Below are 13,632 nucleotides of genomic sequence, written 5' to 3'. Positions count from 1 at the left end.
GGCGTAAAATATCAACGGTCGATAAGCGATCAAGCTGCTCCGATTGTGGATTACGGCTTTCGGTGATCAATTGATTCAGTTTTTCCGGCATTCGCCCTCCTCATCTGATGTGGGTGATCGACATTTATGGCGGCTGATCCTTGACTTAATCTGCATTAAATACTAATTTATTCAAAATAATTTAAAATACAAGAATTATTTATTCCATTTGTGAGGCAGCTATGGGTTTTTTAAACAAAATTGAACATCTACTTGGCAGTTATTCCAAAACCGAACTGAAAATTGCCGAATTTATTTTGCAGCACAGCCTTCAAGTCAAAAATCTTTCCTCATCAAAATTAGCCGAAACCATCGGTGTCAGCCAATCAGCCATAATCAAATTCAGCCAAAAATTGGGGCTGCGTTCCTATACTGAATTCAGAGTCGCCATCAGTGAAGACTTGGCACTGAACAGTAAAATCAAATTGCACGACGACATCGGTTTGGACGACAGTTTGGCGACGGTTGCTGAAAAATTGTTTCAGGAAAAACAACAAGCATTGCAAGAAACCTATCGGATTAATTCATTGGGCGTGCTGCAACAGGTGTTGACACGGCTGAACAGCGCCAAGAAAATTTTATTGATTGGCATCGGTAATTCGGCGTTGGTGGCTAAGGATTTTGCTTATAAGCTGAATAAAATTTCGATTACCGCTTTAACCGAAATGGACACCCACGCCCAGTTGGTGCTCAGCCAAACCTTAACCGCTGAGGATTTGCTGTTTGTGATCTCTTTTTCCGGGCAAAAAAAAGAATTGTTGTTAGCTGTTGAAACGGCAAAAGCACAGAATGTGCCGGTGGTTGCGCTGACTTCCGCAAGCTTTAATCCACTGCATCAAGCCGCTGATCAACTGCTGTTTTCGATTGCCGATGAATCGTTGTACCGCAGCTCCTCGATCGCTTCACGCACCGCACAACATGCGATAACCGATCTGCTGTTTATGGGCTTGCTGCAGCAGAATCAACAAACTGCATTGGCGCAAATCGAACGCAGCAAACAACTGATTGCCCGACTATAGTATCGCACTGAAAATAATAGAAAAACCGCACTTTCGCTCGCTGAAGTCACAACAGAGTGCCAATCAGAGATTAAAAGTGCGGTTTTAAGGGGATTCAAAATCCGGATTTCTTAGGCTTTACCGCCCAATTTGCTCACGGTTTCTGCGGTTGTCCACAGATCATTGGCGATCAAACGGAAGTTCACCAGTGCCGCCAAATAGCCGTCACCTTCCGGAATTTTTGGTCCGGCAGTCGCATCTTTCACCACCGTCACTTCAAAACCTTGTTCGATAAATTCACGCAAATGTGATTCGATACATAAATTTGCCGCCATGCCTGCCAAAATGACTTGATCTACGCCTTGTTTACGCAGTTGCAGTACCACATCGTTGGTTTCCGGACCAAATACTTTATGCGGACTGGCAATAATCGTTTTGCCGTCATAGATATACGGTTTGTACTCTTCCATAAAATCTGCTCCTGACCCTTCAAAACCTTCCAAGGTATACGGTCCTTTACGCGCAAACATGCCGCTGTCGTGCATAAAATGTTCGCCCGGACCACCAAATTTCCACGAATGATCCACCGGATAATAATAGTGTGGCGAAACCACCACCGGAATCTCCGCCGCTTTTGCAGCTTTAAACAGGTTTTCGATATTCGGCACAGTGTTATTGCGGGTAATACTTTCGCCCATCACGCCCCAGCTGATTCCTTTCGGGCTTAAAAAATCCACTTGTGGATCAACCACCACCAATGCAACCCGTTTTTTATCCAGCTTCATACCGTGACGCGGCATGCCGTATTGCTGCGGCTCTGCATAGGGATCAGCTGCTTTATTTTCTTTAGCTGTTGCCACCGCACTTAAGCCCATTGCGCCTAATGCCGTTGCCGCCATTGCGATTTGTGATCCTTTGCCCAGTACCTGACGGCGTGTAGTATCGATTTGTTGTGCTTTATGCTCATTACTCATAGTAATCACCTTTTTTTCATTGACTAATTAATTTGAAAACCCAAGAATATTTGAAAGACCAAGAGTGCTTCACACCTTGATGAAATATCATGTCGTTGCCTCTCCCCGTTTGGAACAAGATGAAGTATAGAGCAAGCCCGATAACAAAAATTAACCATTCGTCCGGACTTTTTAACCAAATAACCGTTCAATAGAGCCTAGGATAATTCATGGATCCGTTAGCCGAATTTTTTACCCGCTTTGATTTCCGTAGTGATCTGTTTTTCAGCAGTTTGCTATGTCGAATCGGTGAGTTTAACGAGCCGAATAAAAGCTACCTACACATTGTCCATCAAGGTGCCTTTGATATGATGTTGAGTAATCATGTTCAGAAACGAGTTTACCAACCTTGCGCTATTTTTTGTCCGAACAGCACCTTACACCGCTTAAATCCACTCGATGAAAACGGAATCAGCGTCTCTTGCATCAGTTTTGATTTTGGTGAGGGTGTCACCAACCCGCTCAATCAGGCATTGGACGAATGTGTGATGATGCCGTTGAACCAACACCCTGAACTTTCCGCCTTAAGTAACGCGGTTTATCAGGAATATCACAGCGAACAGCCGGGCAAAGCGGTTTCAATTCACCATCTGTGCGCTTATTTTCTGATTCGGGTTATTCGTTACGGTTTACAACAGCAGCAACTGACCAGCGGTTTCCTGTGCGGTTTAGGCGATGCCAAATTGGGCAAAGTGCTGAGTGCACTTCACCAAAAACCGGCTGAAGCTTGGCAATTGGACAATATGGCGGAATTAGCCAATATGTCACGCTCTAACTTTGCAGCACACTTCAAAAAAGTCATCGGGATTCCGGCAATGGATTATCTAACCCAATGGCGATTGACCCTTGCTCAACGCAAAATGCGCAGCGGCCTGCCGATTGCAATCGTCGCAGAAGAGGTCGGCTATCAATACGCCAGTGCCTTCAGCCGAATTTTCACCGCAAAAATCGGGCTGTCACCGCTAAAATGGCTGGCTAAACAGCAGCAATCTGATCAATAACATCAAGCAGATCAATAAATGAAAATCAACCTGAAAAAAATCGGCAAAAACCTGTTATCCCTTTTCCTGACTTTTGTCATCGTGAGTTTGATATTAGACTGGTATCGTAAGCCTGAAGTGCCGCTCGATGCCGCCACGACCGCACTTTACGATCTGCAACAGCAGCCATTTTTTCTGGCGCAGTTGAGCCAAGACCGCCCGGCAATTCTGTATTTTTGGGGGACATGGTGCAGTTACTGTCGCTACACATCCCCGGCAATAGATCGATTAGCAAAAGAGGGAGTGCCGGTGGCGACCGTTGCGCTGCAATCTGGCGATGCCGAACTCGTGCAAGCCTATTTAGATAAACATCAATACCAGTTCACCAGCGTCAACGATCCCAAAGGAACCATTGCCGCACAATGGCAGGTTGCCGTCACCCCGACTATCATTATTTTCGACCAAGGCAAAATGGAGTTCGCCACCACCGGCTTGAGCAGCTATTGGGGGCTCAAAGTGCGGTTATGGCTGGCACAGTGGTTTTAACAACCGGCAATCTGCAAACCATCTGCTGAAAATTTTTGAAGATTATCGCAAATCCGTTGATTAACACTGTTCAAAGCGCTAAAAATTGCTATTTTAAACAGAATCCTATTGCTGCTTCATTCACTTCAATAATACCGGAGGGTTTTATGAGTGGTTTTTGGCTGGTTATCCTGCTGGTGGCAGGCATTCTGTTTATCATGATTTCCACCGCAAAATACAAATTGCACCCTTTTCTGGCGCTGTTACTCACGGCTTATGCCATTGCACTGTGCGCCGGACTGCCGATTGCCGACACGGTGAAAACCATCACCAGCGGATTTGGCGGCATTTTAGCTTACATCGGCATCGTGATTGTGCTGGGTACGATCATCGGCACAATTTTGGAAAAAACCGGCGCAGCAATTACCATGGCAGATTTTGTACTACGCAAAGTCGGGCGCAAACGCCCGGTGCTGGCAATGAGTATTATCGGCTACATCGTATCGATTCCGGTATTTTGTGACTCCGGCTTTGTGATTTTATCCTCGCTGAAAAAATCGTTGATCCAGCAAACCGGAAAATCTGCCGTGGCAATGTCAGTGGCACTCTCCACCGGCTTATACGCCACTCACACGTTGGTGCCACCAACCCCGGGGCCGATTGCTGCTGCCGGCAATTTGCATGTTGATAATCTCGGTTTGGTAATTTTGGTCGGGCTGGTGGTGGCGCTGTTTGCCGCACTGGCGGGTTATCTGTATGCCGAATGGGCAGGCAAACGCTATCGTTGTGCGCAAGACGATCTGCCACGTTTAAGTTACGACCATGAAATTAAGGCGTTATATCCCAAACTGCCTTCTACTCTAAATGCGTTCCTGCCGATTATTGTGCCGATTGCGTTAATCGCCTTTGCTTCGCTGCTCAAGCTGCTGTTCAGCGGAGTGGATAATCTGCTCTTGAAATATGTGTATTTCTTCGGCGAACCCGTGACCGCACTTTTAATCGGCTTATTCTTTACTGCCCGTTTGCTGCCGGAATGGAGCAAAACCACGCTGAACGATTGGATAGGTCAAGCAGTGAAAGACTCCGGCAGTATTTTAATTATCACCGCAGCAGGCGGTGCGTTGGGCGGGGTGCTGAAAGCCAGCGGCATCGGCGATTATCTCGGCACGATGTTGCAATCCATGAGTCTTGGCATCTTGGTACCGTTTGTGATTGCTGCTGCACTCAAAACGGCACAAGGCTCGTCAACCACTGCCTTGGTGGTAACGTCTACGATTATTTATCCGTTGCTGCCGGCGCTCGGTTTGGACAGCACCCTTGGTTCAGTCTTGGCAATCATGGCAATTGGTGCCGGTGCGATGACGGTTTCCCACGCCAATGACAGCTTTTTCTGGGTGGTGGCAGAATTCAGTGAAATGGACGTTGCCACGGCTTATAAATCGCAAACCGTCGCAACCTTGGTTCAGGGGTTAGTCACCATCACTGTGGTTGCCTTGCTGGCATGGATTTTGCTTTAAACAAGACATACTTCAAAGTGCGGTTGGCTTAAGTTAAAATAGCCATCTTTAATCGTATTGATAAAAAGGATTTTTTTATGTCTGTCGAGCATGCCGCAAGCCCTTTATTACCCGTGGTCATCCTGCTGACTGCCGGGGTGTTGGCAGTACCGATTTTTAAGCGCTTAGGCTTAGGAGCGGTATTAGGATATTTCAGTGCCGGTATTTTAATCGGCCCCCATGTTTTCGGATTTTTTGATGATCCGCAACAGATCCTTCATCTTGCTGAATTGGGCGTGGTGATGTTTCTGTTTATCATCGGATTGGAAATGCGCCCAAGCAAATTGTGGCAAATGCGCGGACAAATTTTCGGTTTAGGCGCGGCGCAGGTCGTGCTCTGTTGCAGCTTGCTGACCTTACTTGGGGTTGCCGTGTTTGATCTCTCTTGGTCTGTTGCCTTTGTTGGTGGTGCCGGTTTCGTGCTGTCTTCGACCGCCGTTGTGATGCAAATGCTGGCAGAACGTGGCGAAAGCAACACGCCGACCGGGCAACAAGCGCTCTCAATTTTACTGTTGGAAGACTTGGCTATTGTCCCGTTACTCGCTATCGTAGCGTTTATCAGCCCGAATCAAACTGCTGACAGCAGCAGTCAATGGGCAGAGATCGCCCTTGCGTTAGGTGCACTGGCTGCACTGATCATCGCCGGTAAGTGGCTGCTGAATCCGCTCTTTGCAATTTTAGCTGCCTCACGCGCACGCGAAGTGATGACCGCGGCAGCATTGTTGGTGGTATTAGGTGCGGCATTATTAATGGAAATCAGCGGATTATCGATGGCAATGGGGGCTTTTCTAGCCGGAGTATTGCTATCCGAATCCAGTTATCGCCACCAAATTGAGGCAGATATTGAACCGTTCAAAGGAATTTTGCTCGGATTATTTTTCCTTGCGGTGGGAATGTCGTTAAATTTAAGCATCATCGCTACACAATGGGCATGGGTGGCGCTGGCGGTAATTACGTTTATGCTGACCAAAGCACTTGGTATTTATGTGATTGCCCGCCTGTTTAAATCCAACAACCGACAAGCTCTGCTGCGCACTACCATGTTTGCGCAAGGTGGCGAATTTGCCTTTGTGCTGTATGCCGCTGCTGTTACCAGTGGCTTAATGGATATGCAAACCAATGCGCTGTTGTCGGCAACAGTGATTTTATCTATGGCATTGACGCCGATGGTGATGATTGCCGTCGATCGTTTGTTGCCAGCGGAAAAAATCTCTGCTGACGGCTTGGACAAAGCCGAAAATCTACAAGGACAAGTCTTGGTGATCGGTTTCGGGCGCTTTGGGCAAATCGCCAGTCAGGTGCCGCTCAGTCGTGGTTTTGAACTGGCAATCATCGACAACGATCCGATTCGAATTCGTGAAGCCGCAAAATTCGGGCGGCACATCTATTTTGGCGATGGCACGCAGTTGGATATTTTGCACACTTCAGGCGCTGCGCAGGCGCAAGCAATTATGATCTGTGTTGATGATAAGCAGGCAGTCGATCATATTGTCGATTTGGCACAACACAGCTTTCCGAACACCAAACTGATTGCTCGCGCTTGGGATCGCCGTCACTATATCGAATTGCTGAATAAAGGTGTGGACTATGTGGTTCGAGAAACCGCAGCCGCTGCATTTGAATTAGGCGAAAAAACATTGGGCGCATTGGGTGTTGATAAAGAAGAAGCAGAACGTATCACACAAGATATTCGTTTGCGTGACAGCCGTTTGTTGTGCGAACAAGTTTCTGCCGGAATCGATATGCAACAATATTCGCCAAAACCACAGCCATTGACTGAAACCCATATTGACAATTAACAATATTAGTGCGATTAGCAAAACGCTAACCGCACTTTCAACATTCAGGCTTCCAATGTTCTGGTTATAACTTAAGCTGTCTGACGACTTCTTTCGATTTTGTCAGGAATGCCTTGCGCTCTTTTGCCGGCAAGCCGGTGTTATTACCCGGCAGTTTGACCGTCATCGGGTTTACCGGACGATCGTTAATATGAAATTCGTAGTGCAAGTGCGGTCCGGTAGAACGACCGGTATTACCAGAAAGCGCAATTCGCTCACCACGTTTTATCTGTTGTCCCGGTTTCACCAATGCACGGCTTAAGTGCATGTACACAGTTTTATAGTTGCGCCCGTGTTTCAATACTATGTAACGCCCGGCACCATTGGCTTGGTAAGCGACTTTCACGACTTCAGCATCAGACGGCGCAATAATCGGCGTACCGACCCGTAATGAGAAATCGACACCTTTATGCGGTGAGACTCGCCCTGTCACTGGATGGCGCCGTGCCGGGTTGAAATGCGATGAAATTTTCGGCTGGCGGGTTAACGGATAGCGCGCAAAACCTCGTCCTAACGTTTCGCCATTGACATTAAAATAGGCACCGTTTGCCGCCTGAATCGCATAATAACTTTTGCCATCATGCAGAATATGAATCGCATCGACTTTTGCCTGCCCAGTCAATTTATCGCCTAAATACTCACGCTGCATCAAAATAGCAAATTTATCGCCTTTGCGCAGTTTGTTCATGCTAACCTGCCACTGAAGTGCGGTCGCCAACTGATTGATTTGACGAGCGGAAAGCCCATGTCGGCTCATACTGTTGGAAAATGAACCTTGAATTTGCCCTTTGATGACTTCCGTTTTCCAAACGCTCTGTTTTTTAAGAACTTGTTGCTTATAGCTACCATCTGCTTGCCGTTCATAGATGCGCTCTTCTTTGTCGGACACCAACCAGTTCATATACTCTAGCTGATCGTCTTTGTTCAAAATCCAATAAAATTGCTGCCCGGCTTTTAGTGTCTTCAACTCGGGAAAAGATTGTATCAACGCAGCGCTCACCGCAGGCTCTAAGCCGGATTGCTCCAAAATATCTTTTAATTGTTGCCCGGCGACTACCGTTTCACTAAATTGATTGTTGATCCGCCAAGCCTGATCAGCAGCATCTAATAAAATATCCAGTGCGGTTTGCGCTTCCTCAGGCAGAAATTCGGTATCTTGCTCGCCATCGGCTGCTTGATCCTGTTCGACAGAACCCGGTTCCACTTCATCATCTTGGGTATCCAAATCATCATAATACGAGGTGGCGTTGGGATCTTCTTCTGGCGATGGCTTCTCTTTGTCTACACTGGATGTTGCAGTTTCAGAGCCTGTGCCGGGTGGAAGCGAAGGCTGTTCGGCTGATGCTGTGGCTGAGTTTTCGACAGATTGAGATGGTGTCGTTGCTGGTTGTTGTGCCGAGGGAACACTGGGATTGGTCTCCAAATACTCCGTCGCCGGTGGTTGCTGTGCATCATCATAGCCGGGAAAAATAAAATATACGGCAACACCCCATAACAAAGCAAATATTGCTAAAAACAATATTTTCCGATTACGAGCCCGTCTCTTTCTTTCTCTGGCTAAAATAACACTTTTCACTATACCGATTCTTTATTGATATCTTATTTTAAAATTCTTGCTTTACCATTTATCATACAGTAAACATCCGATACCTAATACACAGGTATTGTAATAGGACACACAAAAGCTTTAAAAAGTTCTGCTGAAAAATATCGTTTGCCGATTAAAACAACAATTGCAACACATCTGTTTTTCATCCCTGCAATCGTACCGCACTTTTAGCAGCAAAGTGAGCAACAAACCATCGATAAACAACAACCTTAGTTCTCTTGTACCTAGTGTAAAAATCAGATATTCTGCTCAATCCAAGGCGCTTTCTTCCCTATAATGATAAACCCATAAACACAAGCAAAGGCCACTATCGTGAACAATAACAAGCCGCAGGCACTGATCGAACTGAAAGATATTGGTGTCCGCTTCAATAACAAAATTGTGTTGAACAATATCAACTTAAAACTCTATCCTAATTCGGTCACCACGATTGTTGGTCCGAACGGTGGCGGCAAATCAACGCTGCTCAAGGTGTTGCTAAAATTGATCCGTCCGACACAAGGCGCGGTCAAAGCCAAAACCAAATTACGCATCGGCTATGTGCCGCAAAAAATCCATCTGGATCAAACTCTGCCGTTGACCGTTAAAAAATTTTTATCACTACAACAACTACAGTCCACAAAAATCGATGAAATTCTGTTACAACTGTCGATTCAGCATCTGGCAGAGCAAAGTATGCACAAGCTTTCCGGCGGTGAAATGCAACGGGTTTTGCTGGCAAGAGCACTGCTCAATCAACCGGAGTTGTTGGTTCTGGACGAACCGGTGCAGGGAGTGGATATCGGTGGGCAGGCGGAATTGTACCAATTGATCGCCGAAAGCAAAAATAGGCTTAATTGTGCGGTATTGATGGTTTCTCATGATTTGCATCTAGTGATGGCGAATACGGATCATGTGTTGTGCATCAACCAGCATCTTTGTTGTGCCGGAACACCGGAGGCAGTATCTGAGCATCCTGATTTTATTCGATATTTTGGTGATCAATTTGCCCAGAATTTTGCACTTTATACCCATCATCATAATCATAAACATAATTTGCATGGTGATGTCTGCTGCGGAGCGCACGCTAATGCCGCTGCCGACTGCCACCATACTCACCGATAGGAAGTTACATGCTTGATATTCTTCTCCCCGCTTGGATTTGCGGTATGATTCTCTCCTTGCTGAGCGCCCCTCTCGGCGCTTTTGTCGTTTGGCGCAAAATGTCCTATTTTGGTGACACCTTATCCCACGCTTCACTGTTAGGTGTTGCGTTGGGGCTGTTACTGGAAGTTAATCCGTATTTTGCAGTGATCGTGATTGTGTTATTACTCGCCTGTCTGTTGGTCTGGTTGGAGAATTACACCGCGTTTTCCACCGATACCCTGTTGGGCATTATTGCCCACAGTTCACTGTCGTTGGGGGTGGTTGCGATTGCGTTGATGGATAATGTGCGGGTTGATCTGATCGCTTACCTGTTCGGCGATATTCTGGCATTGAGTTATAGCGATCTCTATTGGGTAATCGGTGGCGCGGTGGTTGTGTTATTACTGTTGATTCGGCTTTGGCGACCACTGCTCGCCACCACCATCAGTGCTGAATTAGCACAAGTTGAAGGCATCAACACCCGCAAAATCCAGATGATTTTAATGCTAATGACCGCACTTACCATCGCCTTAAGTATGAAATTTGTCGGTGCACTCATCATCACTTCTTTATTGATCATTCCAGCTGCCACCGCCCGGCGTTTTTCCAAAACGCCGGAACAGATGGTGTTGATTGGTTACTTGATCAGTTGCAGCGCCATCACTTTAGGTTTGGGCTTATCCGCACTTTATGATACCCCCGCCGGTCCATCAATCGTCATCGCCGCTTCCGCATTGTTTATGTTGTCACTGTTTAAACGAGAACAGCAGTAAATTCAGCCTCAAACAAAAAAGGCAGATCAAAATGATCTGCCCTAGGATCTGACAGCTGATTTAAGATTTAACTGGCTCAGCTAGATACTTGACGTAGTCGGCAGCAATTTTCTCTGCTTCGCGGATATAGAAATCCGGCGCTTCATAGTCTTTTGGCAAATCGTCAATATCTTTCAGTGGTTTTTTGCCTTCTGCTTTAAAACGTTCGTTCAAGTCTTTCAAACGACGTGCTTCGTCTTCGCTGTTCTCTTGCTGACGCTGTTTCAAATTTAACGATAAAAACTTACGATTAGACCACTCTTTTTGAATCAATAAGTTACGCTCTAACGCAATAAATTCACGCTCTTTAGCAATGCGTTCTTTATGCAATCCTGCCAGATAGTCAATCTCGAATTTTTTGCTCGGCATCACGCTATAACTGGCTGCCGGCACTTTGTCCCAAGGCAACGCATTGTCTTCACTGCTTTCACCGCTCTTTTCGGCGTCGATAATCGCCGGAAAAGTAATATCCGGATCGACACCTTTGATTTGGGTGCTGCCACCGTTAATCCGATAGAATTTCTGAATCGTATATTGAATAAAGCCCAACGGCGATTGATCCATATCATACACAAAATTCAGCGGACGACTTTGCTGCACCGTACCTTTACCAAACGTTTGCTGTCCTAAAATAATCGCACGTTGATAATCCTGCATTGCCGCAGCAAAAATTTCGGAAGCCGAAGCACTGTAACGGTTAATCATCACCAGCAACGGGCCTTGATAGACTTGCGCACTGTCCGGATCTTGATGAACACGAATGCGATTATAAGCATCACGCACCTGCACCACCGGACCATCAGAAATAAACAAGCCGCTCAACGACACGGCTTCGGTCAACGCACCGCCGCCGTTATCACGCAAATCAATCACCAACGCCTGCACTTTTTTCTGCTCCGCATCCGCCAACAGTTTACGCACATCGTCGGTCAGTCCGATATAGAAACTTGGGATCTTAATCACCCCGATATTTTCGCCCTCAACCTGATTCATCTCCAGCTTGGCAGCGTTGTCTTCAATCCGCACTTGGTCACGGACTAAGCTGATGATTTTAGTTTTACCACCTTTGGCAGGCTCGATTTCCAAACGTACTGTCGTACCTTTTTTCCCTTTAATCTTGTCAACCACATCATCTAAACGCCAACCGACTACATCTTCGATCTCACCTTTGGCACCTTGTCCAATTCCGACAATTTTATCGCCTTTCGCTAGTTTTTTACTACGCTCTGCCGGTGCGCCGGGCACTAAGGATTTAATAATCGTTTCATCATCTTCCGATTGCAATGTTGCACCGATACCTTCCAAAGACAGATTCATGTCTTCGGTAAAACTTTTAGCATTGCGCGGTGAAAGGTAGCTGGTGTGCGGATCAATTTCTCTGGCAAATGCATTTAAGAACAGTTGTGAAATATCATCGGCACGGGTTTGATTCAAACGCAGAATTGCCAGATTGTAGCGTTTGGTCAGCTTTTTCTTGATCTCTGCCCATTTAGTGCCTTTCAAACGCTCGGTAATCACATCATTTTTAAAACGCTGTTGCCAAAGTTTGTCTAATTCAGCAGTGTCCGTCGGCCATGTGGTCATTTTAGAACGATCAATTTCGATTTGATCGTCATTGGTCAAATCCGGCTCTTTATCCAACAACGACAGCAGATAGGCATAACGTTCATAGCGGCGTTTGGTCATCAATTCATACGCTTTATACGCCAAAGCCAAATCGCCGGAATACAGGCTTTGCTGCAAACCGTTTGCCGCTTCTGCGCGCAATTGGTCAACGTCACTTTGTAAGAAAGTGTTATGGTTATAGTCTAAAAAATTTAGATAGCGAGTAAACACTTTTTCTGAGAACGCTTGATCCAGCGCAAATTTGCTGTAATGCGACTGGGTTAAACGTGCGGTCACCCGTTTGGCTGCAGTTGACTGCGTTTCCCCCAATTGTGGCAATTTGATCTCTTCGTATTTAAGATTTGCTTTGACCGCTTGCACAGATTGCGACATTAATGTTAAGGAAGCCAACAATACAGCCAAGAAACCATATTGTAATTTTTTTATCTTCATCCCCAATTCCTAAAATAGACGTCTTTAATAGTTAATATAAGCCTGAAATGAATAAAACATCGTACCTTGATAAGGCACGATGTTCTGGTCTTTAGTCGATGCGCAAAATTGCCTGATTATTCAACATTGTAGAGATGTTCAAACGCCACATTCAACATAATACCACTTTGTAATTGCACTCTGGCGGAATCTTTCATCACTTCCAACACCGTAGCACGATTGGCTTTTTCCGCCAGTTTCACCTTAACTTGCTGTCCTTTCAGTAAATTTTCCACCTTAACCGGGGTTAAATTCACAGCTGGACGTACAGTGTTTTCTCGCTTGACCGCACTTTGCGGTTTATGTGTTTTCAGCTGGCGCACTGCTTTTGGGGCGCCAGACGGTTTGCGACTGGCTCGATCGTTACGCTGTTTTTCTGCACTCGTTTTTTCTGCATTTTTGGCTTTCAATGCCGCGCGCATTTGTGCTTTGCGTTCCGCTATTTTGGCTTTCGCTTGCTGTAACTGTTCAGCCGCGTGGTCAGCATGTTCTTGCTCTAATACACCACAACTTTCACCCTGCAAATCGACTCGCTCAGCACCAACTTTACAGCCATACAGGTAACGCCAGTTTGAGGTATATTGACGTAGTGCATGGCGTAATTGGGTTTTGCTGACGGTTTCGTCATGTTCAAGTGCGGTTGCAAGATCTTGAAAAATGCCGATTTTAAGCGGCTTGGCTTCCCCTTCTAAACTGAAGCACAGCGGAAAACGCTCTGCCAAATACGCAATTACGGCTTTGCTGTTACTCAATTTTTGTGGTTCTGTTTGCTGCTCTTTCTGTTCTGTTTGTTGTTCTGTCATGAAATCATACGTTCCTGAATCGTAATTTCTGAACCCTAGGGTCTGTTGATGCTTATTTATAATTTGAGCTATAGACCCTAGTATCAAAGCAAAAGCTGACACTTATGCCTAGCAAGAAATCAAAATAATAGACGCATAGTCTAGCTTAATTTTTGACTGCTTGACAACAGAAACCGCACTTTTATCCGATGTTCTTCTTAGCTAAGCGACTGATTAAGGTTGTCAGCGCAGTTTTCC

11 protein-coding genes are annotated in these 13,632 nt (G+C 46.0%); 7 read left to right on the top strand and 4 right to left on the bottom strand.

Annotation, left to right across the window (positions count from 1 at the left end; genetic code table 11):
• The first annotated feature begins 221 nt into the window (after positions 1-221).
• The gene (locus FHQ30_RS05415; RefSeq protein ID WP_139611451.1) at positions 222-1,058 is read left to right on the top strand and encodes an SIS domain-containing protein; all 837 of its coding nucleotides are present in this window, start codon (positions 222-224) and stop codon (positions 1,056-1,058) included.
• A 110-nt stretch (positions 1,059-1,168) separates the two neighbouring features.
• Here FHQ30_RS05415 and FHQ30_RS05410 read toward each other — a convergent pair whose 3' ends face one another.
• Positions 1,169-2,011 carry a cysteine hydrolase family protein gene (locus tag FHQ30_RS05410; protein WP_139611450.1) on the bottom strand — a complete coding sequence of 281 codons (843 nt, stop codon included), beginning with the start codon at positions 2,009-2,011 and terminating at the stop codon, positions 1,169-1,171.
• Between the two features lie 209 nt (positions 2,012-2,220).
• On the opposite strand from FHQ30_RS05410, the gene FHQ30_RS05405 reads away from it, so the two are divergent.
• The 4 genes from FHQ30_RS05405 (at position 2,221) to FHQ30_RS05390 (ending at position 6,910) form a co-directional block, all read left to right on the top strand.
• Entirely contained in the window at positions 2,221-3,051 is an 831-nt protein-coding gene (locus FHQ30_RS05405) for a helix-turn-helix domain-containing protein (RefSeq protein WP_139611449.1), read from the top strand.
• 24 nt (positions 3,052-3,075) lie between these two features.
• Positions 3,076-3,576 (top strand): protein disulfide oxidoreductase, encoded by a 501-nt coding sequence (locus FHQ30_RS05400; protein WP_139611462.1) that lies wholly within the window; start codon positions 3,076-3,078, stop codon positions 3,574-3,576.
• Positions 3,577-3,722: 146 nt separating this feature from the next.
• On the top strand, positions 3,723-5,072 hold the full coding sequence (locus FHQ30_RS05395) for a GntP family permease (RefSeq protein ID WP_139611448.1): 1,350 nt from the start codon (positions 3,723-3,725) through the stop codon (positions 5,070-5,072).
• A 77-nt stretch (positions 5,073-5,149) separates the two neighbouring features.
• The gene (locus FHQ30_RS05390) at positions 5,150-6,910 is read left to right on the top strand and encodes a monovalent cation:proton antiporter-2 (CPA2) family protein (RefSeq protein WP_139611447.1); all 1,761 of its coding nucleotides are present in this window, start codon (positions 5,150-5,152) and stop codon (positions 6,908-6,910) included.
• A gap of 64 nt (positions 6,911-6,974) precedes the next feature.
• Here the strand turns inward: FHQ30_RS05390 and mepM are convergent, their stop codons facing one another.
• Positions 6,975-8,525: a murein DD-endopeptidase MepM gene (mepM, locus tag FHQ30_RS05385; protein ID WP_442805680.1), complete on the bottom strand. Its 1,551-nt coding sequence runs from the start codon at positions 8,523-8,525 to the stop codon at positions 6,975-6,977.
• Between the two features lie 345 nt (positions 8,526-8,870).
• Between mepM and znuC the strand changes: the two genes are divergently transcribed.
• Together znuC and znuB are read left to right on the top strand one after the other, a co-directional pair.
• Complete coding sequence (znuC, locus tag FHQ30_RS05380; RefSeq protein ID WP_139611445.1) at positions 8,871-9,662, top strand: zinc ABC transporter ATP-binding protein ZnuC; 792 nt, start codon at positions 8,871-8,873, stop codon at positions 9,660-9,662.
• Between the two features lie 8 nt (positions 9,663-9,670).
• Positions 9,671-10,456 carry a zinc ABC transporter permease subunit ZnuB gene (gene znuB, locus FHQ30_RS05375; protein ID WP_139611444.1) on the top strand — a complete coding sequence of 262 codons (786 nt, stop codon included), beginning with the start codon at positions 9,671-9,673 and terminating at the stop codon, positions 10,454-10,456.
• A gap of 60 nt (positions 10,457-10,516) precedes the next feature.
• On the opposite strand, the gene prc is transcribed toward znuB, so the two are convergent.
• The gene (gene prc / locus FHQ30_RS05370) at positions 10,517-12,553 is read right to left on the bottom strand and encodes a carboxy terminal-processing peptidase (RefSeq protein WP_139611443.1); all 2,037 of its coding nucleotides are present in this window, start codon (positions 12,551-12,553) and stop codon (positions 10,517-10,519) included.
• Positions 12,554-12,669: 116 nt separating this feature from the next.
• Positions 12,670-13,395, bottom strand: coding sequence for an RNA chaperone ProQ (gene proQ, locus FHQ30_RS05365; RefSeq protein WP_139611442.1), 726 nt, complete (start codon positions 13,393-13,395; stop codon positions 12,670-12,672).
• Between the last annotated feature and the right edge of the window lie 237 nt (positions 13,396-13,632).

It is taken from the genome of Testudinibacter sp. 'clade 2', from assembly GCF_006227735.1.
Classification (GTDB): Bacteria; Pseudomonadota; Gammaproteobacteria; order Enterobacterales; family Pasteurellaceae; genus Chelonobacter.
This window is presented reverse-complemented; position numbering and strand designations above follow the sequence as displayed.